We start from the raw sequence: 22,097 nt of genomic DNA, 5'->3' as shown, positions 1-22,097 counted from the left end.
TTGGGAGAGGCCCTGTGCGAAACGCGAAGGCCCCGTCCGGGCCATGGGCCGGGACGGGGCCTTGCAGGAATTCCGAGGGAGGCGGCCGGATCCGTCGGCTAGAAGTAGCCGTCCGTGTCGCAGTTGGCGCGGTCGATCATGACCTGCTTGATGTACACGGCCGTGGTTCCGGCAATGGCGAGGCCGCCGACCGTTCCGAGGGTGAACCACAACATGGCGATGCCTTCCAGCAATCCATAGAAACGATGAACCGCGGAAGGCCTCTCCAGTTCCTTAATGCAAAGGTCGATCCCTTAACGCCGAAGCATGATCGGCGCCGTCAGGCGTCGACGTGCTTGAGGACCAGCGTCGCGTTGGTGCCGCCGAAGCCGAAGGAATTCGAGAGGACGTGGCCGAGCTTCGCCCCGTCGCGGCGCTGGCGCAGGATCGGCATGTCGGCGAAGGCCGGGTCGATCTCGTCGATATGCGCGCTCTCGCAGATGAAGTCGTTGTTCATCATCAGGAGCGCGTAGATCGCCTCCTGCACGCCGGTCGCCCCGAGGGAATGGCCGGTGAGCGACTTGGTGGCGGCGATCGGCGGGCAGGCATCGCCGCGCCCGAAGACCTCGCGGATCGCCTCGATCTCCTTGTCGTCGCCGACCGGCGTCGAGGTGGCGTGCGGGTTGATGTAGTCGATCTTGGCGCCCCTGAGGCCCTCAATCGCCTGGCGCATGCAGCGCACCGCACCCTCGCCGGAGGGCGCGACCATGTCGTGCCCGTCCGAGGTGGCGCCGTAGCCGGCGATCTCGCCGTAGATCGTGGCGCCGCGGGCCTTGGCGTGCTCGTATTCCTCCAGCACGAGCACGCCGGCACCGCCCGCGATGACGAAGCCGTCGCGGTTGGCGTCGTAGGCCCGGGAGGCCCGGGCCGGAGTGTCGTTGTACTTCGACGACATGGCGCCCATCGCGTCGAACAGCACCGAGAGGGTCCAGTCGAGATCCTCGCAGCCGCCCGCGAAGATGATGTCCTGGCGCCCGCCCTGGATGACCTCGGCGGCATTGCCGATGCAGTGGTTCGACGTCGCGCAGGCCGAGGAGATCGAGTAGTTCACGCCCTTGATCTTGAACCAGGTCGCCAGGGTCGCCGAGGCGGTGGAGGACATCGCCTTCGGCACGGCGAAGGGGCCGACCCGCTTGGGACCCTTGTCGACCGCGATGGCGGCGGATTCGACGATGACCTTCGTGGACGGACCGCCCGACCCCATGATGATGCCGGTGCGGTCGTTGGAGACGTCGCCCGCCTCCAGCCCGGCGTTCCGGATCGCCTGGTCCATGGCGACGTGGTTCCAGGCGGTGCCGCCGCCGTGGAAGCGCATGGCGCGCCGGTCGACGACGCCCTCGGGGTCGAGGGTGGGACGGCCCTCGACCTGGCTCCGGAAGCCGTGCTCCGCGTAGGAGGCCGAACGCCCGATGCCGGACTTGGCCTCGCGCAGCGAGGCGAGGACTTCCTCGGTGTTGTTGCCGATGGATGAGACGATGCCCATCCCGGTGATCACGACACGCCGCATGGACACGATGCTCTCCGCCGCCGGGGCTTGCTCTTCGCGGTGCTTGTTCTTGAGACGGCACCTGCGCGTGGTTTCAGGTAGGACGCGGACGTCCCGATCTCAACTGCGCCGGCCGACTCGACCGGGCCGGCCTCAGCCGCCGGCGGCGTCGGCCTGCGCCTGGAACAGCGCGACGCGCAGGTCCTTGGCCTCGTAGATCCGGGTGCCGTCGGCCTCCAGCCAGCCGTCGGCGATGCCGAGCACCAGCTTGCCGAGGCGCACGCGCTTGATGTCGATGCCGTAGACGACCTTGGTCACCGTGGGCAGGACCTGGTCGGAGAACTTGACCTCGCCGACGCCCAGCGCCCGGCCGCGGCCGGGAGCCCCGAGCCAGCCGAGGTGGAAGCCGACGAGCTGCCAAAGGGCGTCGAGGCCGAGGCAGCCGGGCATCACCGGGTCGTTCTTGAAGTGGCAGCCGAAGAACCAGAGGTCCGGGCGGATGTCGAACTCGGCGCGCACGTGGCCCTTGCCGTGGGCGCCGCCCTCGGATCCGATCGAGACGATGCGGTCGAACATCAGCATCGGCGGCAGCGGCAGCTGCGCGTTCCCGGCACCGAACAGCTCGCCGCGGCCACAGGCGAGCAGTTCCTCGTAGGAATAGTGCGAGGCCCGCTGGGGCACGGCGGTCGCCGGGGCGGTGCCCGACGGAGCGTTCGGATCGGAAGCGGAAGACATGATGAGCGGATCGGTCCTCAAGGATGGGTCCGGGGCGGAGAAGGCCCCTCGGCCTCGCGCCGCCATCTCCGCGCTGGACCGGCACGGGCCGATCCGGCCGACGACGCGGCGTGAAATCGGCGCTTCGTTAACACAGGGCCTGTGCGCCTCAAAGCTGCGTGCCCGCTCCGGGCGTCCCAATCCGCGGCCGCCACCCGGCCGGACGAGGCCGCAGCCCGGATGGGAGACGGCCCCCGCGCGGCTCAGCGGCTCCGCTTGCGGCTCGGGTTGCGATGCGGCGACGGGTTCCGTATAGATGGAGACTGAGTTTCCAGTTTCCGCGTGGGATGTTTGTACGCCCGATGTCCAACCTTCTGCCCCTGCAGGCCATGCTGAACGCCCGGGCCACCGTTCCCGGCGGCGACGCGACCGCCGGCCGTCGCGGTTGCCCGCTGTCGGATCTGCGCGACCGTCTGCGCCGGGCCGGCCTGCGTCCGACCCGCCAGCGCCTGTCCCTGGGCTGGCTGCTGTTCGGCCGCGGCGATCGCCACCTCACGGCGGAAATGCTCTACGACGAGGCGATGCGCGCCAAGGTTCCGGTGTCGCTGGCCACGGTCTACAACACCCTGCACCAGTTCACCGAGGCCGGCCTGCTGCGCCAGCTCGCCCTCGACGGCTCGAAGGCCTACTTCGACACCAACCCGAGCGAGCATCACCACTTCTTCCTCGAGGACGAGGGCCAGGTGATGGACATGCCCGATTGCGGGATCACCGTGGATTCCCTGCCCGACGCGCCCGAGGGGATGGAGATCGCCGGCGTCGAGGTGATCGTCCGCCTGCGCCGCCGCGGCCCGGTCGCTCGCAAGGCCTGACCGCCCGCCGCTCATTGCGCGCTAATGTCATCGAGGCCCGGGCAACCGGGCCTTTTTCTTTAGGCGCGGTGCCCTGCCGCGCGGCGCAACGATGGCCCGGCTCACGGGGTTATCGCCTGCACGCCACATCCCATCGAAACCGGACCCGTATGGCCCCCTCCCGCATCGTCTGCGTCCGCCATGGCGAATCGACCTTCAACGCCGCCCACCGCCTGACCGGACAGGATCCCGGCCACGTCGATGCCCGCTTGACCGAGCGGGGACAGGGGCAGGTCCGGGCGGCGCGGGCCGCCCTCCACGACATCCCCTTCGACCTCGTGGTGACCTCGCCCCTGACCCGGGCGATCCAGACCACCAAGGGCATCTTCGGCGACCATCCGAGCCGTCCGCGCATCCTCGTCGAGGTCCTGCACCGGGAGTGCCAGGAGAGCAGCTGCGACGTCGGCCGGGCCGCCTCGGTGCTGGCGGCCGAGTTTCCGGACGTCGCCGTCGACCACCTGCCGGAGATCTGGTGGCACGCCGAGGGCGAGCCCGATGCCCGCGGCGTCCATATCGAGCCGCGCCGCCTGTTCGATGCCCGCGTCCTCGGCTTTCGCGACTGGCTCGCGGCCCGGCCCGAACGCAGCATCGCGGTCGTCGGCCACGGCACCTTCTTCTATCACCTGACGGGAGTCTGGCTCGACAACTGCCAGACCGTGACCTTCGACCCGGCCGCGGCGCCCGCTCCGGTCTGACCGAGCGTCTCGGCCGGCTCGGCCCGCGCGGCGTCCAGGCGGCGCTGCACCAGCGCGATCTCGAGGGGAGCCGCCCGGCGCCCGATCCCCAGGGCCTCGTCGAGGATCGCCACGGCACAGGCCCAGGCCTCCGGCACGAAGGGCGCGACGCCCTCCGCGACCTCGGCCGCGCAGCGCGCATCCGCGAAGGCCTTCACGGCGGCGGTGGCGGCCCGGGCGACCGCGGAGGCACGAGCGCCCTGCGCCCAGCCCCCGCGCTGGGAGGCCTCCTGCGCCCGCGCCCCGCCCTGCCAGGCCGCCGCCCGTGCCGCCGCCAGGGCGCCCTCCACATCGGCGGCCCCGTCGCAGGCGGCGGCGAGGGCGGGCAGGCCGGCTCGGTCGAGGAGGGGCGGCAGGAGGCGCCGCACGCTCGCGAGAGCCAGGAAGGCGATGCGCTCGGCCTCCACGGCCGGCGCGTCGGCGGAGCCGGACAGGCGCAGCACGAAGGTCATCAGGCGCGGGCGCTCGGCGTCGGGCATCGCGTCGTTCAGGCCGAGGGCGTAGGCGGTGAGCGGCGGCGAGAAGCAGGGCGGGCAATCGGCCGAGGCGCGGATCGCCCGGTAGGGCAGGCCGGCGGCCACGATGGCCGCCTCGTTGATGCAGGTGCCGCCGTCCGGGCCGGGAAAATCGTGCGAGCCGGCCAGGAGCCGCCAGTTCAGGATCTGCTCGAAGCCCGCCGTCATGCCCGCGCTCCCCCGTCCCTCGGACGCTGAGAGTGCCACGCCCGCACGACCTTGGCGAGGGAGGGCCTTCGGCGGGCGGATGCGCGGGACGGCAGCCCGCCGGAGATTCGCCGCTGCCCGTCAGCCGCCGAGATCGGCCGCGAGCCCCGCCAGCATGGCGAGGCCGAGCACCAGCACGAAGGCGCCGGCCAGGAGTTCGAGGCCGCCGATGGTGAGCGCCCCGGCCCGTCCGCGCCCGCCCGCGAGCCGCAGCGCGAAGGCCTTGGCGAAGACCGCGAGGCTGGCCAGCGTCCCGGTGGTCAGGGCGGTGCCGAGGGCCATGGCGAGGGTCGCGGCGATGCCGGCGGCCAGCAGGCCCTGCGAGGCGGAGAAGACGAGGATCAGCACCGCCCCGGCGCAGGGGCGGGTGCCGGCCGCGAGCACCACGCCGCCCCGCTCGCGCCAGGAATCGAGGCGGGCGATGGCCGCCGCATCGGTCAGGTGGACATGGCCGCAGCCGGGGGCGCAGGCGGGATCGCCGCCCGCCAGCCGCCCGGCCTTGCGCCAAGTCACGGCGAGGCCGAGGAGCGCCACGAGGGCGAAGCTCACGGTCTCGATCACCGTGCCGGCGCGGGTCATGCCCGCGGCGGTGGCGCCGAGCACCAGGGTTCCGATGCCCACGAGGGCGATGGCCACCAGCGCCTGGAGCAGCGCGGCGGCGAAGCTGAGGCTGAAGCCGCGGGTCAGGGCCCGCTCGCCGGCGACGATGTAGCCCGCAATCACCGCCTTGCCGTGGCCCGGTCCGGCGGCGTGGAACACCCCGTAGGCGAAACCGAGGAGCATCATCGGCCCCCAGGCGCCCCCCGCCTTCAGGGATTGCACCGCGCCCTGGAGGCTGCGGGAAAAGCTCGCCTGCAGGGCGAGGATCCAGCCCCCGACGCCGGTGGCGGCGGGGGCGGCCTCGCGGAACCCGATGCCGAACGGCGAGCGCGGCGGCGGCGCGGCGGCGCCCGGGCTCACCAGCCAGGCGAGCCCGGCGACGATCAGGCTCGCGAGGGCGACGGCCGCCAGGGCGAGGAGGACCTGCCGAGCGAGGCGCGACCGCCCGTCCGGCCGGACGGCGTCGAGGGCGCTGCCTACGGACACGCGACGATGATCCGGTTGGCGAACTGGACGCCGTAGTTCGAGGCCGAGGTCAGCGCCTCGAAGAACGCCTCCGACATGCCGGGCTTGGCGTCCGCGGTCCTGGCGTCCGGGGTCTCGGTCTTGGGACGGGTGAGGGTGGCGGCGCAGCCCGCCGGCGCCCCCGCGAGGCGGGCGGCCTCCGCGCCCTCGGCGAGGCTGAAGGCGACGAAGAAGGTCGGGTCGTAGACCTCGAGGGCGGTCACGCCCCGGCCCTGGACGACCGGCGTCTTCAGCGGCAGGAGGAAGCTCAGGGTGAGCTTGTCGCCCTCCATCGCCATGCGGGGCTCGACGGGGTTGGCGAAGGCCTGCTCCTTGCCGCCGACCTTCATCTTCGTGAAGTAGCCGAACTCGGCGAGGTTGGCGGTGTTCTCGGTGGCGAGGCCCGAGAGCTCGTCCGGCGTCAGCTTGCCGTCCTTGTTCGCGTCGAGCCCCTGCGTGACGAAGGCGGAATACGAGGCGTCGAAGGTCCAGGCATGGCGGACGCCGGTGACGCGGCCGCCTTCGCCGTAGGCGATCTCGGCCTTGGTCGTCACCCAGACGTGGGGATGCGCCTGCGCCGGAGGCGCGGCAAGGGCCAAGAGGGCGGCTCCGGCAAGGGCGGCGAGGCGGGAGAGCGAGGCGGTCGGCATGGCACGGGACGCTCGCGAGTCAGGGTAAAGACTTCGTAAAGCCGCGCCGGCCGCGTGGTCCGTCGCCTCGAAACGGTCTCCTGCCTCACTGGGGCGAAAACGAGGCGTCGGCGCCCGGCCGATGGCGCCCCGGTCGCCGTGCCTGTCCGCGGGTCGCGAGGGCGAGCGGGGCCTCCGGCGGCCGGCTCAGTCGCGCCGGGTCAGGGCGGCGATCTCGGCGCGCTCCTCGGCGCTGAGGCCCGCGGCGGCGGTGTCGCCGGAGCGGCGACGGGACAGGCGCCAGAGCCCGAACAGGCCCAGGCCGACCACCGCCACCGGCGTCAGCCACAGGAGCAGGGTGTGCAGGGCGAAGACGGGGCGCAGGAGCACGTACTCGCCGTAGCGCCCGACCACGTAGGCCTGGACCTGCTGGTCGTCGTCCCCGGCGGTGAGCCGCTCGCGCACGATCAGGCGCAGGTCCCGGGCGAGGGGCGCGTCGGAATCGTCGATCGACTGGTTCTGGCAGACGAGGCAGCGCAGGCCCGACGAGATGTCCCGCGCCCGCGCCTCCAGGGCCGGGTCCTTCAGCACCTCGTTCGGCTGGACCGCCCGGGCGCCGCCGGCGGGGACCAGCGCCAGCCCGAGAGCCAGGACGAGGCGCGAGAGCGCGGCCCGGCTCATTCGGCGGGGGCCATGCCGGGCGGGACGGACTTGGCCCGCGCCCGGGCCGGGGCGCCGACGCGCATGCGCCGGTCGGTCAGGGAGATCGCGCCGCCGAGCGCCATCACCACGGCGCCGAGCCAGATCAGCAGCACGAGGGGCTTGTAGTAGAGCCGCAGGCCGATGGCGCCCTCCGGCAGGACCTCGCCGAGGCTGGCATAGACCTGGCTCGCGCCGATGGTCAGCAGGCCGGATTCGGTCACCGTCATCTTGCGGCTCGGATAGAACCGCTTGCCGGTCTCCACCGTACCGACGAAGTCGCCGCCGGCATTGCGGATGGTCAGGAAGGCGGTGGTCTCGGCGTAGTTCTCGCCGCTGCGCGGGCCGACCCGGTCGAGGGTGGCCGCGTAGGGTCCGGAGGCCAGGGATTCGCCGGGCTTGAGGGTCTTCAGCCCTTCCGTCGCCCAGCCCTGGGCCGCGATGCCGAGCACGACGACGCCGACGCCCGCATGGGCCATCGCGGTGCCCCAGGCCGAGCGCGGCAGGCCGGCCGCGCGGCGCCAGATCGCGGCGCCCCGGGCGCGGCTGCCGCCGTAGCCGCGGGCGCGGGACACGATCTCCATCACCGAGCCGATGATGAGGTAGGCGCCGAGGCCGATGCCGACGGGCGCCATCATCGGGCCGCCCCAGGTCAGGGCCATCACGGCGAGGCCCACCACCAGCGCGGCGGCCAGGGCCGCGAACAGGCGCTGCGTCGCCGCGTGCACGTCGCCGCGCTTCCAGGCCAGGGTCTGGCCGAAGGGCACGATCAGGAGGAGCGGGATCGCTAGCGGCACGAAGGTGTAGTTGAAGAAGGGCGGCCCGACCGAGATCTTCTCGGCGGTCAGCATCTCCAGCAGCAGCGGGTAGAGCGTGCCCACGAAGACCGTGGCGCAGCCGGCGGCCAGGAACAGGTTGTTCATCACCAGCGCGCCCTCGCGCGAGATCGGCGCGAAGATGCCGCCCTGGCGCAGCATCGGCGCCCGCCAGGCGAACAGGGTGAACGAGCCGCCGATGAACAGGATCAGGATCGCCAGGATGAACACGCCGCGGGTCGGGTCGGTGGCGAAGGTGTGGACCGAGGTCAGCACGCCCGAGCGGACGATGAAGGTGCCGAGCAGCGACAGCGAGAAGGTGAGGATGGCCAGCAGCACCGTCCAGACCTTCAGGGCGTCGCGCTTCTCCATCACCACAGTGGAGTGGAGGAGGGCGGTGCCGGCGAGCCAGGGCATCAGCGAGGCGTTCTCGACGGGGTCCCAGAACCACCAGCCGCCCCAGCCCAGCTCGTAATAGGCCCAGTACGAGCCCATCGCGATGCCGAGGGTCAGGAAGCTCCAGGCGATCAGGGTCCAGGGGCGCACGGCCCGGGCCCAGACCGCGTCGATCCGCCCGTCGATCAGCGCCGCGATGGCGAAGGCGAAGGTGATCGAGAAGCCGACATAGCCGACGTAGAGGAGCGGCGGATGCACCGCGAGGCCGAAATCCTGCAGCAGCGGATTGAGGTCGTTGCCCTCCGTCGGCGCCGGGCTGACCCGGGTGAACGGATTCGAGGTCGTGATGATGAACAGCACGAACACGAAGGTGATCAGCCCCTGCACCGCCAGGGTGTTCGCCCGCAGGGTCGGCGGCACGGATTCGCGCGCCACCGCCACCAGCGCCCCGAACAGGGCCAGGATGAGGACCCAGAGCAGCATCGAGCCCTCGTGGTTCCCCCAGACGCCGGAGATCTTGTAGAGGAAGGGCTTGGCGGTGTGGGAGTTCTCGATCACGTTGAGGACCGAGAAATCCGACGTGACGTGGGCGTAGGTCAGCGCGCCGAACGAGAACAGGATGCAGGCGAAGGCGCCCAGCGCCGCCGGCGTCGCCACGGCCCGCAGGGCCTGGTCGCCCGAGCGGGCGGCCCAGACCGGCATCACCGCCTGGACCAGGGACAGGGCGAGCGCCAGGGCGAGCGCGAAATGGCCGACCTCGATCAGCAAGGCGGGGTGTCCTTCCGGGGGCTGTGCCGGCGGGGAACCGGCCGACGGATGCGTGGCATCATCGCTCGCTGCGCTGGCCGAGGGTCTTGTCCTCGGCGGCCGTCCTGGTCTCCGGGGCCGTCTTCGTCTCGGAGGCGGCCGCGGCGGGCTTGTCGACCATGCCCTTGCCCTCCTGCCAGCGCCCCTGCGCCTTGAGGGCGTCGGCGACCTCGCGCGGCATGTAGGATTCGTCGTGCTTGGCCAGGACGGTGTCGGCGCGGAAGATGCCGCCCGGCAGCAGGGTGCCCTCGGCGACCACGCCCTGGCCCTCGCGGAACAGGTCGGGCAGCAGGCCGCGATACTGGACCGCGATGGTGGCGTTGGTGTCGGTCACCGCGAAGTCGACGGTCTGGTCCGGGCCGCGCTGGAGCGAGCCGTCCTTCACAAGACCGCCGAGGCGGAAGCGCGTGCCGGGCGCCACGGTCTGCGCGGCGACCTCGGTGGGCGAGCGGAAGAACACGATCGACCCGCTCATGGCCGACAGGATCAGGCCGAGCGCCAGCGCCAGCACGGCGCCGCAGGCGGCGATCAGGATCAGGCGGCGGCTCTTGCGGGTCACGTGGGCAGGGTCCCGGTTGGTGGCACGGACGGTGGGGCGGCGCGCATCCCGCGCCGAGATCTCCGGCAAAGCGAGATTCCCGGCAGGGAATGTCGCGTCCTCCGGTGTCGGCCGGGGCGCCATCCGGGTCAAGGCCCGGGGCCGGGACCGATTGTCAGGGGTGGCGGCTTCGCGCCGCGGATCAGGGCTTCGCCGCTGCTGCGCCCGGCTTCGCGCCGGGCTGGAGGCTCAGCTCGCGCGACAATTCGCCGAGCCGCTCGATGGCCGCCGCGTCGGGGCTCAGGGCCATGCGGGCCCGGTCCAGGGCCTGGAGCGCGCGGTCGCGCTCGCCGAGCACGCTGTAGGAGCGGATGAGGCGCAGCCAGTCGTCGACGCTGCCGCCCTTGGCCGCCAGCCGTCGGTCCAGTCCCGCCACCATGCCGCGGATCGCGGCGTCGCGCTCGGCCGCCGGCATCGCCTTCACGGCGGCGACGGCCGCCTCGGTGCCCGCCCGGTCCGCGTCGTCCGAGGCCGCTCCGGCCGCCGGCGGGACCGACGCGGCGGGCGCGGCCGGAGCGAGGGCCGGGGTGGCGGGCGCCGCCGCCAGGCCCGCCTCGGCGGCGATCGCGTCGAGGCGGGTCTTGGCTTCGGGATCGTCGCCCAGGGCCTTGCGCGCCCGCTCCAGGGCGTCCTTCGCCTTATCGCGATCCTGCAGAACGCCGTAGGAGCGCACGAGGCGCAGCCAATCCTCCAGGCTGCCGCCGCGATCGGCGAGACGCTTGTCGAGGCTGTCGACCATGGCCCGGATGGCCCCGTCGCGGCTCGCCGGCGGCAGCGCCTGGAGGGCGGCCGCGGCGCCGGCCTCGGGCGCCTTCGACGGTCCGGGCGCGGTCTCGCCCGTCAGGCGCGCGAGGTTCTCGCGGACGAGGGGGAGCCAGGGCGCATCGGCGGGGGCGGCGTCGGCCATGGCCCGCAGGCGCCGGACCGCCTGGGGAACGTCGCCGTCGAGCTCGGCCGCCCGCGCGAGGTAGAATTGTGGCTTGGCAACCTGCCCGTCGAGGTCGACCGCACGCTGGAAGATGCCCTTGGCCTGGGGCGTGACCGCGCCGTTGGCCGCCGCCACCAGGGCCTCGCCCCAGTCGGACAGGCGCTGCGGCGTCTCGCCCAGGAGGCGGGTGGCCGCCTCGTAGGCGTGGGCGGCGTCGTCGAAGCGGCCCATCCGCATGTAGACGGGGGCGAGCACCGACCAGCCGCGCCCGTCGGTGGGGTCGGCGGCGAGCCGCGCCTCGATCTGCCCGATCGCCTTGAGCAGATCCTGATCGCCGCTCTGGGCCGCCGCCCGCTCGGCCTGGCCCTGCGCCGGCATGTGCGGCGAGCCGTAGAGGCCGTAGGCGATGAGGGCGACGAGGGGAATGGTCGAGAGGGCGAAGGCCGAGGCCGCCCGGCGCTGGCGTAGGGCCGGCTCGGCGATGTCCTGGGCGGCGGGGACGCCGGCGCGGTTGGCGCGCAGCAGGCGACGGGCCGCCTCGGTGCGCGCGGCCTCCGCCTCCGGCGCCGCGATCAGGCCCCGGGCCTCGTCGCGCTCGATCTCGCGCAGCTGGTCCTCGTAGAAGCCGGTCTCGGTGGCGAGGCCGCCGGCCTCCGGCGCGGCGGCGGGATTGGCCCGGCGCGACATCGGCCAGAGCAGGGCGAACACCGCCGCGCCGGTCATGACCGCCAATATGAACCAAAGTGCCGTCATCACGCCCCAGACGCTGCCCCGCTTGCATGTAGACGCGGGTCCCCGCCGGCACGATGCAGGCCTTGGGCGACACGGTGTCACGCGCAGCACTTCCGGGGGAGGGCGCGACCCTAGAGCATGAGGGCGGGCGGGGAAACCGGGTCCCCACGAGCCCGCCCGCGTGCCCGGCGCCGCCGGGTCGGGCCTCCGGCCGCCACGGGGCGCGATTCAGTGCGGGGCGACGCCGGCCGGCGCGTCCCCCGGCACCTCGATCACCGCCCGCAGGCCCCCCAGCGTCGCCTCCTCCAGGCGGAAGCGCCCGCGATAGAGGGCTGCGAGATCGGCCACGATCGAGAGGCCGAGCCCCGAGCCCGGCTTGGTCTCGTCGAGGCGACGGCCGCGCCCGAGCACCTCCGCCCGGTCCTCCGGGGCGAGCCCCGGCCCGTCGTCCTCGATGGCCACGAGAAGGTGGGGATAATCGTTCTTGCCCACCGCCTCGGCCCGGATCGCCACCCGGCCGTGGGCCCATTTCGAGGCGTTGTCGACGAGGTTGCCGATCATCTCCTCGAAGTCCTGGCGCTCGCCCCGGAACCGCAGGCCGGCCGGCACGTGGACCTCGTAGGCGATGTCCTTGTCGCGGTAGATCTTGCCGAAGGTGCGCACGAGGCCGGCCAGGGCCGGCTCGACCTCCGTGGAGGTGCCGAGGGTGCCGGCCAGCGCCGCCGCCCGGGCGCGGTCGAGGTGGTAGTTCACCTGGTCGCGCATCACGGCGGCCTGCTCGCGGATCTTGGCGGCGAGCTCCTCGGGCGCGTCGGCGGCGCCGACCTCGTTGACGATGATCGAGAGGGGCGTCTTCAGGGCGTGGGCGAGGTTGCCGACCTGGGTGCGCGCCCGCTCCAGGATCTCCCGGTTGGTCTCGATGAGCAGGTTCACCTCGCCCGCCAGGGGAGCGATGTCGCGCGGGTACTCGCCGGTGATGCGGTCCGATTCGCCGCGCCGGATGGCGCCCAGCGCGTTCCGCAGCTTGGCGAGCGGCGCCAGGCCGAAGCGGATCTGCAAGAGGGTCGTGAGGGCGAGCGACAGGCCGAGCAGGCCGAAGGTGACCATCAGCGAGAAGCGGAAGCGGTCGACGTCGTTCTCGATCTCGTCGGCGGGGCCGGCGACCCGCACGGTGTAGCGGCCCTCCTCGCCGAGATCGACGTCGCGCTCGATGACGCGCAGGCGGCGCTCGTCCTGCGCCCGGCCGTAGCCCTGGCGGATCTGGCCGATGCCCGCCTTGGTGTCGGGCGTGCCGGCCGCCTTCAGGGGCACGCCGACGAGGGAGCGCGAGGTGCGCAGGTCGCGCGGCTTCGCGTCGGGACGCCCGATCTGCCAGTACCAGCCCGAGAGCGGCAGGTCGAAGCGCGGATCGCTCAGGGTGAAGGAGCGGCTCTCGGGATCGTTGGGCGAGACGAGGTCGGTGGCGAGGTTGTTGGCGTAGACCAGCAGACGGCTGTCGAAGGCCCGCTCGGTGTTCTCGCGGTACAGGGTCGTGAGGATCCAGGCGGCGATCAGCAGGATCGCCGAGCTCGCCAGCAGGGCCGAGGTGGCGAGGCGCACCGCGATCGAGCGCCGGCGCATCGGGAGCCAGGAGGGGGAGGAGATCATACTGGCCAAGTCTGCGTTTCAGCTGCTGGTCTGCGTTACAGTTGAAAGTCTATGCCACAGCCGCAACTCCACGCCACGTTCACGGGACGATCCCGCCCGCCGATTGCCCAGATTCGGGGTGATCGCCCAGGCGATCTGAATATTACGAACTCGTGCCGCGGCGGTTCTTCGCCCTCGTGCTCGCGTAAAGGCAGACTTTGATCCGGGCGAAGCGCCTCGCGATGAGTCCGCGGCGCTGAGATCACACCCGCGGCGCGGGCTGGTTCGGGTCGACGAGGTAGCCCAGCCCCCGCACGGTCTGGATCAGGTCGACGGCGAGCTTCTTGCGCAGGCGGCCGACGAAGACCTCGATGGTGTTGGAATCGCGGTCGAAATCCTGGTCGTAGAGGTGTTCGGTCAGCTCGGCGCGCGAGACCACCCGGCCGGTATGGTGCATCAGGTAGGAGAGCAGGCGGTACTCGTGGCTCGTGAGCTTGACCGGGTTGCCGTCCACGAAGACCCGGCCGGAGCGGGTGTCGAGCACCACCGGGCCGCAGGCGATCTGGCTGGTGGCGTGGCCGGCCGCGCGCCGCAGCAGGGCGCGCACCCGGGCCATCAGCTCCTCCATGTGGAAGGGCTTGGTGACGTAGTCGTCGGCCCCCGCATCGAAGCCGTCGACCTTGTCGGACCAGCGGTCCCGGGCGGTGAGGATGATGACCGGGGTCTTGATGCCGGCCCGGCGCCACTTCTGCAGCACGCTCACGCCGTCGGTCTTGGGCAGGCCCATGTCGAGGATGATCGCGTCGTAGGGCTCGTTCTCGCCGAGATAGCCGCCCTCCTCGCCGTCGAAGGCCTTGTCGGCGACGTAGCCGGCCTCCTCGAGGGCGTTGACCACCTGCCGGTTGATGTCCCGGTCATCCTCCACGACGAGCAACCGCACGGTCCCGAACTCCTACGATGATGGCCTGGACCCGCGGGTCGGCGCGCCGCGCACGTTAGACGTCTCCGCCGCGGCGCGAAACGGCTTCCGTCCGAAAGCGCTTCACGGTCCGCTGACCTGCCCGGTGGTGGCATCGACGACGACGTGGACGAACTGACCGTCCCGGCGCAGGGCGGTGAGCAGGTAGACGAGGGTCTCGTCGTTCCGGCACAGGCGCGCCCGCTGGATCTCGGCCCGGGGGATCACCTGGCGGGCGGCGCGGATGGCTGCCACAGGCGCGATCACCCGCTTGTCGGCCACGGCCTCGCGCAGGTCCGCCGGGCTGAGGCAGGTCTCGCTGCGCGGGATCGCGGCCAGTGGCGTGGTGACCGTGCCCGCCGTCGTCTCCTCCGCGTAGGTGTCGATCGAGCCCGTCGCGAAACCCGCGACGGTCAGTCCGATCAACAGCAGGGCGAGGAGGATGCGCATGGGCCGACGTTTAGGGAGGAGGCACTGAATGTGCCCTGAATGCCGAGCCAAGCCGAACCTCGGCCATTCGGTTCCCGTCGGCGGCCGGGCCGGGGCCGTTCAGGCCGGTCCGGCGCCCTCGGCGGCGAGGCGCGCGAGGGTCGCCCGCAGCATCGCACCGATCGGGGAGTGGCCGTCGATATGGTCGAGGGCGGCCCGCCGCAGGGCGGCCGAGGAGTGCTCGAAACGCAGGCGGGCGCTGCGCAGGCGCAGGGCCGCCACCCGGCGGCGGTCGCGGCGGCGGTGCAGCAGGAGGGTGATCCGGTCCATGGCGGTCTCCTCAGGGGCGCGTCCGGGCCTCGGCGAGGCGGCGCAGGATGTCGTCCAGCTTCTCCCGCGCCCGCTCGTCGTTGAACTCGACGCTGCGCGCGATCCCGGCCGCCACCCGCGACAGGTCCTCCAGCACGCGGGTGCGGCTCTCCAGGGCGGCGGCCACCGCCGCGTTGGTCTGCGAGGCCCGTTCCAGGGCCGTCGCGGTGGCGCCCACGTCTCCGAGGCGCGCCTCCTGGGCGCGCATCGATTCCCGGTGCAGGTGGACGCAGGCGAGCCCGAGGAGGACGGCGACGATCCAGCCCGCGCCCTCCTGCGACACCAGCAGGTGCGCGGCTTCCTGGGCGATCTTCTCCAAGGCGACCTCCTCCCAAGGCAACCTCGCACTTGGACGTTCCGAACCCGGCAAGGGCGGGTCGTCAGGGGCGATGGCGCGCCCGCTCGGCCCAGGCCGCGCGCAGCGCCGGCGTCAGGGTGTTGGCGACCGTCGCCTCCTCCGCCAGGGGCAGGCTGCGGAACACCTTCTCGCCGAGGCCGTCGATCCCGCCGGCGGCCCGGACGAGCCATCCCGGCGCCGCGTCGAGGCCGCGCTGGACCGCACCCGCGATCACCAGCGACCCCACCGGCACCGTCAGGGTCCGGCCGCGCGCCGCGCCGGCGACCGCGTTGACCGCGTAGTCGGCCACGTTGCGCACGAGGCGCTCCACCAGGCTGGCGGTGATGAGGACGCGCAGGGGGCCGGCGATCCGCGCCAGCGCCGCCGTCAGGGCCGTGACGGCCAGGGGCACCAGCACGCTCCCGGCCGCCTGGAGGGCGGATGCGAGGGCGTCGCCCCACGCGAGGCTGACATCGGCGGTCGCCGCCGCGGCCGGCGCGGCCAGGGCGAGAAGGGCGGCACTGCAGGGGACGAATCGGGTCATCACAAACTCCATCGGCGGGGACACAGAAGCTTCGGCCGTGCGGCGGGGCGCTCAGCGGCTGCCGGACAGGCGGCGGACGACCGACCACAGGCGTTCCAGGACGCCGGGGCGCGGCGCGGCCGGACCGGGCGCGCGGGTCGGCAGCGGCGCCGATACGCGCGGCACCGTCCGGCGCGGCGCGGGCAGGGGCGGCTGCGCGGGACCGGGGACGGAAACCGGATTCGCGTCCCCCCGGCGCGCCCGGGGCAGGGCCCGGTCGTAGGGCGTCAGGAACTGGTCGTGCTCGGCGCCCCGCCGCGGGATCAGCGCGGCGGGGCGGTTCCACATCAGGATCGCGGCGGCGGCGCCGGTCCGGTCGCCGGCCCTCAGGCGCCGGACGACGGTGGAGCGCGCGAAGGCCGCCGGGCCGATGTTGAAGCAGAGGGAGACCAGGGCGTCGACGGCGTGGTCGGGCAGATCGCCGGGCACCGCCTCGGCCACGGCCCGGACGTAGCGGGCGACGTCGCGCCGGAAGAGGGCGTCGCAGGCCGCCTCGGTCAGGCGCAGGCCCGGCGTCACCAGGGGCGGGCCGGCGGCCGAGGTGTGGCCGACGCCGATGGTCCAGATCCCGACGCTGTCGCGGTAGGCGCCGAGGCGCCGTCCCTCGCGCGCGACGAGCACGGCTTCGCCGATGGCACTGAGATTCATGCCCTGTCTCCGGTCGATTGATTGGAGGTTAGACTTGCGCGACACTTGACCCGGCCGCGGCCTGGGGAGGCGGACATGCTGCGAAAGCTCATCTCGACTGCCTTGCGACGCGAATCCGAGGCGGACGACGTCGCCCGGGAGGCACCGCTGCAGCCGCCCGACACGGCCTTCCCGCCGATGCGCCCGCTCGAACCGCCCGCCGCCCAGAACGACAATCCGCTGGCGGCCCTGTGCGAGGCGGTCGAGGCCGACCTGCGGGCGGCGGGGTACCTGCGCTGACCGGGACCGCGCTGACCGGGCCTGCGCGGATCAGGGACCGGCGGCGGCCTCCAGGGCGGCGAGCCGCGCCTCGAAGCCACGGGCGAGGAACAGCAGCAACTGGTCCATGCGGAAGCCGTAGCGCTCGCCGGCCTCGCGGCCCGGAGCCGCGTCCTGCGCCGCCACGGCCGGCACGATCACGGTGCCGTCCGCGCCGATCTCGGCGTCCCTGGCGGCGACGGCCTCCCGCGGGGCCACTGCGGGCCAGGAATCCCGGCAGACGAAGCCGTAGGCGAAGGGATCGAGGCCCTCGTCCGCGAGGATCGCCACCGCCCGCTGGACGGTGAGCCCGACATGGCGGCGGGCCTCGTCCCCCTTCCGCGCCAGGGCCTCGCGGAACCGGAAGGTGCCGATCTCCCCGGCCAGGGCGCGGGCGGCGGCGATCTCGGCCTCGGAGAGCGGCGCGACCGGCGTCTTCTCGCGGGCGTCGGAGGTGCTGATCGCGCCCGTGCCGGCATAGATCACCGATGCGCGCAGCGTCGGCGTGCCGAGGCTCCAGGTGTTGTCGGCGGTGTGGGCGATGATGCCCGCGACCCCGAGCCGGGTCGCCAGGGGGGCACTGGAGCCGAGGCCGAGATTGCCGTCCGGTCCGAAGCGCGCCACCTCGCGCAGGGTCCCGGGGCGGGTCCCGTCCGCCGGCTTGACGAAGATCGCGAGGCCGCCCGGAAAGCCGGCCGTCGCCCCGGCCGTGCCAGCCGTACCGGCGAGCCCGGCGAGGGTCCAGGACAGGCCGGCGCCGGTGGCCTGCATCGTGAGGCCGCCGGCCAGCAGGCTGCCGTCCGTGGCCAGGTCCTGGGTCAGGCGCAGGGCGGGCGCCCCGAGGAGGTTCGCCGGCATCGGCCCCTTGAGGTCGACCCGTCCGCTCGCCCGGTCGATGCGCAGGGCTTCCCGGAAGCCGCCGGCATCGGGCGCCACCTTGATCGTCAGGTCGTCGTTGCCCGAGAGCCCGATCTCGGCCCGTCCGGTGAAGGCGCTCTGGAACAGCAGGGAGAGGACGTTGCCGGCGGCCTGCTTGTTGAGGGTGCAGCGCAGGTCGCCGGTCCCGCCCTCGGCGGTGGTCAGCGCGGTCCAGAGGGCGGTGTTCAGCTTGGCGGCGAACGGGTTGGCGGCGTCCGCCGTGGTGCCGATGCCGAGGCGCGTCAGGTTCTGGAGCTGCCCGAGGGTGGCGCGGAGCCCGACCCATCCCGCCGCCGTGCAGGCGTAGAGCTCGTCCTCGTCGAGGATCCAGGCGAGCCAGCCGGGTTTCGGCACGAGGCCGCGCCAGCGCCCGTCCTGGAATTGGGCGATCTGGCCGGACAGCCCGGCCCAGGCCCCGGTCGGGGAGGGGCTCAGCACCAGGTAGCGGTCCCCCTCCGCGGGGTCGGCGGGCGGCGCGCCGAGATCCTTGTCGCGGCAGGCGAGCTGAACCAGCGCGTCGAGGCCGGTCAGCGCCTCGTTGTGGGTGACGTGCTTCTGCGCCTGGCCCGCCGCGAGCAGCGGCAGCGCGAGGTTGGGGGTGGTCTCGGGCATCGGCCGGCTCCGGGCTGTCTGGGAATGGGCGGGATCGACGGTTCAGGCGGGCTCCACCGGCACCTGCGCCCGGGCCTCCGGGCCGGGGCCGGCCGCGGCGCCGACCTGCGCCACCGCGACGTCGAGGCGGCGCTGGGGCGTGCCGAAATCCGCCGCCTCGTCCGCGGCGGCGTAGAGGAGGTCCGGCGTGGTCGCGGTCAGGGTCCGGAGGCGCAGGCCGCCGGCGGAGAACACCGCGACCCGGTAGGCCTCGGGCTCCTCCGGCGGGATCTCGACGGCGTCCCAGGAATCGCCGTCGCGCCGGACCCGGCGCGTCCAGGCGAGGCGCACGCCCCCCGTCTCCCGCCGCGCCCGGAGGTGGACGGGGCTCAAGGGGGTGAGGGCGGCGAGGCCGGCCGTGGCGCGGAGCTCGACATAGGTCGGATCGGCCGGATCGCGCTCCGCCGGGCCGATGCGGTAGCGGAAGGGGCGGCCGGCCTCGTCGAGGCGCTCGACTAGGGGCACCACCGCCCCGTCGAGGCGCACGATCAGGCTGCCGGCCGGCGCCGTCCGCCCGGCCTGCGCCTCGCTGCCGGCGAGGCCGCGCAGGAGCCCCGTCAGCCGGTAGGTGCCCGGACCCACCAGCGTGACCCCGGCGGCCGCGATCAGCTCGATCGCCCCGTCCGCCGCGCTGCGGACCGCGAACAGGTTGCCGCCGGCGAGCGCCGCCGCCTCGCCGATGGCGCCGAGATCGCCGGCCCGACGCAGGCGGACCACCAGGGCCGCGCCCCGGTCGAAGCGCCAGAGCGGGCCGGGCGGAAGGGCGCCCTGGGTCTCGCCGAGGCAGGCGGGATGATCGACGAAGCCCAGCGGGGCCAGCGGCGCCCCCTCGCCCTCCGCGCGCCAGATCGCCATCGGCCCGGGCCAGGGCTCGGCCGTCACCGCCAGCACCTGCAGGGCGGTCGGGGTGCCGCGGTCGGCCGGCAGGTCGAGGGCGACCGCGAAGGGCGGCCCGGCCAGGGCCGGCACCGTCCGGCGGGGGCGCGATCCTTCGGGCTCGCCGGGCCGCGGCGCCCGGCCGTGGAGGGGGACGCCCCGCGTCTCGATCCCGCGCCCGCGCGGGCTGTCGGCGATGCGCAGGATCCGGTGCGGCAGGCGCTCCCCCGGCAGGGCGAGGAGGTCGCCCGGCCCGAGGTCGATCCGGCGCGGGCTCAGGGTGAAGCGCGCGGTGTCGCGGGCCGCGAGGGCGGCGTCGAGGGCGGCCTCCGCCAGGGCCTCGGCGGCGGCGCGCCGGGTCACCACGGCGGCCTCCATCCGGGTCTCGCGCCGGCGCCGGCCGGTCGGCCGGGTCGCGGCGGCGCTCGCCCGGCGGTACTCGGCGGTCTCGCCGTCGGTGAAGCCGATCTCGAGGGAGCGCGGCAGCTCCGCCTCCTCGGCCCGGACCCGGGCGAGGGGCGCCTCCGCGCCGTCCAGGACCACGAGGTCGTCCGCCGCGATGGGGAGCGCCACCTCCCGGCGCGGCCCGCGCAGGATCAGCGCGCCGGCCTGGGCGGAGACGTCGAGCCCGTAGAGCCGCGCCAGGGGCTCCAGGGCCGCCCGGGCCGACATCGGCCGGTCGATGACGTAGCCGTCGAGGGTCGCGTCGGCGGTGATGGCGGCCGGCACGGTGATCCCGAGGTCGGCCAGGATCGCGGCGACGAGCCGGTCGAGCTCCAGCCCCTCGATCCGCCCGGTGATCCAGTGGCCCACGGACCAGTTGCCCGCATCGGCCCAGACGGTATCGAAGTCGGGAAAGGCCGGGAAGGGCCGGGCGTCCCAGCACCAGACGAAGACCGCGTCCGCCGGCACCATCGGCCCGCCATAGAGGGGCGAGACCGGGTTGTGGGCGGGCTCGAAGCCGGGCAGGCCGGGGTCGAACCGCCCCAGGATCGCCGCGAGGCCGCGGGCCTGGATCAGGTCGTCGCGGGTGCCGCGCGAGCCGGGCGGGCGCGCGTTCTCGGCGGATTTCGGGTCGGGGAAGACGTTGGGGCCGTTGGTGCCCTTGTCCACCGCCGGCACCCCGACCTCGGTGAGCCAGAGCGGCTTGCCGCGCGGCACCCACGCCGTCGTCCGGGTCTCGATTCCGCCGTCCCGCTCCAAGTGCGGGTTCGCCCACCAGCCCACGAGGTCCTTGGCCCGGAAGATCCAGGGCTTGGCGTAGCGCCCGTCGGTGATCGGCGTGCGGACCTGCGCCGCCCGGTCGGCCTCCCCGGCGTAGAACCAGTCGAAGGCCTCGCCGGCCCCGATCCGGCCCTTGAGATAGGCCGGGTCGTAGATCGAGTCGGCCAGTGCCAGGTCGGCATGGGCGGCCCCGTCGCGCCAGTCGGTCAGGGGCGGGTAGTAGTCGATGCCCACCGCGTCGATGGCGGGGTCGGCGAACAGGGCGTCGAGGGGGAAGCGGATCGTGGCGCCGCCGTCGCGCACGTCGGCGCCGTACTCGGTCCAGTCGGCGGCGTAGACGAGCTTGACGCTTGGGCCGAGGCTCCGGCGGAGCGCCGTCGCCAGGCTGCGGAAGCCCTCCACGGCGGGGTAGCGTCCCGCCTCGGCCCGGATCCGGGTGAGGCCGACGAACTCGCTGCCGAGGATGAAGCCGGAGAGCGGGACCCCCGCGGCGGCCCAGGCGGCCGCGAGCGCCGCGTAATGCATCACGAACGGGCGATACTGCGCGAGGAAGGCCGCGACCTGGGTCGCGGCCGCCGCGGTCCCGTCCGGGCTCCCCGGCTCTCCGGGGGCGGGATCGCAGGTGATGCGCCCGCGCCAGGGATAGGCCGGCTGGCCGGCGGCGGCCGGGTCGCGCGGGTCCGGCAGGGCGTTGCCGGCCGGCACGTCCATCATCACGAAGGGGTAGAGCACCACCGCGAGGCCGCGCCGGTGCAGGTCGGCCACGAGGCGGGTCAGGCCGGCATCCGAGGGCGTGCCGCCATAGGCCGGGCCGCCGCCGGGCGCCGTCGAGACGGCCGCCACCTGGTCGCGGCGCAGGCCCGCCACCGACCAGACGTCGCCGCTCGTCGCCTTGGCGGCGTTGTCGACCCGCGGGGCGAGGGTGCAGCGCCCGGCGCGCAGGTCGTCCCCGAACCAGCTCGCCACCACCGAGACCCGGGCGAGCCGCGGGCAGAGGGCCTGGAGCGCATCGAGGGAGGCGGCGACGTCGGTGCCCGCCTGCAGCTGGAACCGGTTGGCCGGGCGGGTCGTGCCGTAGCCCGCCTCCTCGGTGACGCGCAGGGGGTCGAGTCCGAACTCGGTGGAGCCGGGGATGAGGCAGACCGCCCGGATCATCCCGGCCAGCCCCGCGACGGGGCGCAGCACCTCGAAGGCGAATTGCGGGATGCGGTTGCCGAACTCGGCGAGCGCCAGGCGCTCGAACACCACGTAGGCGAGACCGCGATAGGCGGGCGCGTTCTCCGCCCCCTCCTTGGCGACGACGAGCGGGTCGGGCGCCTGGTCCGCGTCGCCGGCGTGCAGGCGCAGGGCGACCGTGGTCAGGTCGAGCTCGCGCCCGTCCGCCCAGACCCGCCGAATGCCTGCCACCGGGCCCTCGCACAGGCCGATGGCGAGGTCGACGAAGTAGGCGTAGGTCGTGCGCTTGACCTTGCCGCCGCCGATGCCCTTGCCGCCGGCCGCGCTGGCCGCGGCGGTGCTCGCCACCTCCAGCGGGCGCGTCGCCCAGATCAGGGTGCCGCCGATGCGCGCCCGGCCGTAGACGCGCGGGATGGGATCGCCCTCGGTGGAACTCAGGCCCGCCACGTCGGAGAGGCGCGGCCCCTCGGCCGTGCGCCCGCCGGCGAGCCCGCCGAACAGCGCCGCGTCGATCCCCGAGCCCGCCGCCGCCCCAAGGGCGCTGCCGATGATCCCGCCGATCGGCCCGCCGAGCGCCGTGCCGGCCGCCGCCCCGGCGGTTTGCAGGATCAGCGTGGCCATGGCGGGCTCCGGAAGCGGGACGAGGGCTCGGGCGGTGCGCCGGCGGTCGCCCTTGCAGAAATATAGCGAT

21 protein-coding genes are annotated in these 22,097 nt (G+C 74.0%); 3 read left to right on the top strand and 18 right to left on the bottom strand.

Features of this window, described 5'->3' with window-relative positions:
- Positions 1 to 319: 319 nt before the first annotated feature.
- Together fabB and fabA are read right to left on the bottom strand one after the other, a co-directional pair.
- Positions 320 to 1,546, bottom strand: a complete 1,227-nt coding sequence (gene fabB, locus ASF49_RS10055) for a beta-ketoacyl-ACP synthase I (RefSeq protein WP_056471586.1) — start codon at positions 1,544 to 1,546, stop codon at positions 320 to 322.
- Between the two features lie 132 nt (positions 1,547 to 1,678).
- Complete coding sequence (fabA, locus tag ASF49_RS10050; RefSeq protein ID WP_056471583.1) at positions 1,679 to 2,260, bottom strand: 3-hydroxyacyl-[acyl-carrier-protein] dehydratase FabA; 582 nt, start codon at positions 2,258 to 2,260, stop codon at positions 1,679 to 1,681.
- Positions 2,261 to 2,601: 341 nt separating this feature from the next.
- Here fabA and irr point away from each other — a divergent pair, with 341 nt between their 5' ends.
- Positions 2,602 to 3,111 (top strand): Fur family transcriptional regulator Irr, encoded by a 510-nt coding sequence (irr, locus tag ASF49_RS10045; protein WP_056471580.1) that lies wholly within the window; start codon positions 2,602 to 2,604, stop codon positions 3,109 to 3,111.
- A 149-nt stretch (positions 3,112 to 3,260) separates the two neighbouring features.
- Positions 3,261 to 3,845, top strand: a complete 585-nt coding sequence (locus ASF49_RS10040; RefSeq protein WP_056471579.1) for a histidine phosphatase family protein — start codon at positions 3,261 to 3,263, stop codon at positions 3,843 to 3,845.
- Here the strand turns inward: ASF49_RS10040 and ASF49_RS10035 are convergent.
- From ASF49_RS10035 to ASF49_RS09970, 14 genes are all read right to left on the bottom strand, one after another.
- Positions 3,770 to 4,567: a hypothetical protein gene (locus ASF49_RS10035; protein WP_243214534.1), complete on the bottom strand. Its 798-nt coding sequence runs from the start codon at positions 4,565 to 4,567 to the stop codon at positions 3,770 to 3,772. The two genes, ASF49_RS10040 and ASF49_RS10035, sit on opposite strands and share 76 nt — an antisense overlap.
- Positions 4,568 to 4,687: 120 nt before the next feature.
- A complete protein-coding gene (locus ASF49_RS10030; RefSeq protein ID WP_056471575.1) occupies positions 4,688 to 5,692 on the bottom strand; it encodes a nickel/cobalt transporter in 1,005 nt (334 codons plus the stop codon).
- On the bottom strand, positions 5,683 to 6,360 hold the full coding sequence (locus tag ASF49_RS10025; RefSeq protein ID WP_056471573.1) for a DUF1007 family protein: 678 nt from the start codon (positions 6,358 to 6,360) through the stop codon (positions 5,683 to 5,685). Before ASF49_RS10025 ends, ASF49_RS10030 begins: the two co-directional genes overlap by 10 nt.
- A 186-nt stretch (positions 6,361 to 6,546) precedes the next feature.
- Positions 6,547 to 7,020: a cytochrome c-type biogenesis protein gene (locus ASF49_RS10020; protein WP_056471570.1), complete on the bottom strand. Its 474-nt coding sequence runs from the start codon at positions 7,018 to 7,020 to the stop codon at positions 6,547 to 6,549.
- Complete coding sequence (locus ASF49_RS10015) at positions 7,017 to 9,017, bottom strand: heme lyase CcmF/NrfE family subunit (protein ID WP_056471567.1); 2,001 nt, start codon at positions 9,015 to 9,017, stop codon at positions 7,017 to 7,019. The genes ASF49_RS10020 and ASF49_RS10015 overlap by 4 nt, the downstream gene beginning before the upstream one ends.
- A 58-nt stretch (positions 9,018 to 9,075) precedes the next feature.
- On the bottom strand, positions 9,076 to 9,615 hold the full coding sequence (gene ccmE / locus ASF49_RS10010; RefSeq protein WP_056472642.1) for a cytochrome c maturation protein CcmE: 540 nt from the start codon (positions 9,613 to 9,615) through the stop codon (positions 9,076 to 9,078).
- 181 nt (positions 9,616 to 9,796) lie between these two features.
- Positions 9,797 to 11,335, bottom strand: coding sequence for a c-type cytochrome biogenesis protein CcmI (ccmI, locus tag ASF49_RS10005; protein ID WP_056472639.1), 1,539 nt, complete (start codon positions 11,333 to 11,335; stop codon positions 9,797 to 9,799).
- Between the two features lie 207 nt (positions 11,336 to 11,542).
- A complete protein-coding gene (locus ASF49_RS10000) occupies positions 11,543 to 12,961 on the bottom strand; it encodes a sensor histidine kinase (protein WP_056471564.1) in 1,419 nt (472 codons plus the stop codon).
- 241 nt (positions 12,962 to 13,202) lie between these two features.
- The gene (locus tag ASF49_RS09995; protein WP_055946034.1) at positions 13,203 to 13,880 is read right to left on the bottom strand and encodes a response regulator transcription factor; all 678 of its coding nucleotides are present in this window, start codon (positions 13,878 to 13,880) and stop codon (positions 13,203 to 13,205) included.
- A gap of 102 nt (positions 13,881 to 13,982) precedes the next feature.
- The gene (locus ASF49_RS09990; RefSeq protein WP_056471561.1) at positions 13,983 to 14,348 is read right to left on the bottom strand and encodes a PepSY domain-containing protein; all 366 of its coding nucleotides are present in this window, start codon (positions 14,346 to 14,348) and stop codon (positions 13,983 to 13,985) included.
- 99 nt (positions 14,349 to 14,447) lie between these two features.
- Positions 14,448 to 14,657, bottom strand: a complete 210-nt coding sequence (locus ASF49_RS09985; protein WP_056471559.1) for a hypothetical protein — start codon at positions 14,655 to 14,657, stop codon at positions 14,448 to 14,450.
- Between the two features lie 10 nt (positions 14,658 to 14,667).
- On the bottom strand, positions 14,668 to 15,015 hold the full coding sequence (locus ASF49_RS09980; protein WP_056471555.1) for a hypothetical protein: 348 nt from the start codon (positions 15,013 to 15,015) through the stop codon (positions 14,668 to 14,670).
- Between the two features lie 61 nt (positions 15,016 to 15,076).
- Positions 15,077 to 15,577, bottom strand: a complete 501-nt coding sequence (locus tag ASF49_RS09975; RefSeq protein WP_056472636.1) for a hypothetical protein — start codon at positions 15,575 to 15,577, stop codon at positions 15,077 to 15,079.
- A gap of 51 nt (positions 15,578 to 15,628) precedes the next feature.
- Positions 15,629 to 16,264, bottom strand: a complete 636-nt coding sequence (locus tag ASF49_RS09970) for a lysozyme (protein WP_056471552.1) — start codon at positions 16,262 to 16,264, stop codon at positions 15,629 to 15,631.
- A 75-nt stretch (positions 16,265 to 16,339) separates the two neighbouring features.
- On the opposite strand from ASF49_RS09970, the gene ASF49_RS09965 reads away from it, so the two are divergent.
- The gene (locus ASF49_RS09965; RefSeq protein WP_056471549.1) at positions 16,340 to 16,543 is read left to right on the top strand and encodes a hypothetical protein; all 204 of its coding nucleotides are present in this window, start codon (positions 16,340 to 16,342) and stop codon (positions 16,541 to 16,543) included.
- A 30-nt stretch (positions 16,544 to 16,573) separates the two neighbouring features.
- Here the strand turns inward: ASF49_RS09965 and ASF49_RS24450 are convergent, their stop codons facing one another.
- Complete coding sequence (locus tag ASF49_RS24450) at positions 16,574 to 18,091, bottom strand: DUF2793 domain-containing protein (RefSeq protein ID WP_056471546.1); 1,518 nt, start codon at positions 18,089 to 18,091, stop codon at positions 16,574 to 16,576.
- A 42-nt stretch (positions 18,092 to 18,133) separates the two neighbouring features.
- Positions 18,134 to 22,027 (bottom strand): baseplate multidomain protein megatron, encoded by a 3,894-nt coding sequence (locus ASF49_RS09955; protein WP_056471543.1) that lies wholly within the window; start codon positions 22,025 to 22,027, stop codon positions 18,134 to 18,136.
- Between the last annotated feature and the right edge of the window lie 70 nt (positions 22,028 to 22,097).

The sequence above is a fragment of the Methylobacterium sp. Leaf104 genome, from assembly GCF_001422885.1.
Lineage (GTDB): Bacteria > Pseudomonadota > Alphaproteobacteria > Rhizobiales > Beijerinckiaceae > Methylobacterium.
Note: the sequence above shows the minus strand (reverse complement) of the source record. Positions and strands in the feature narration are given on the sequence as shown.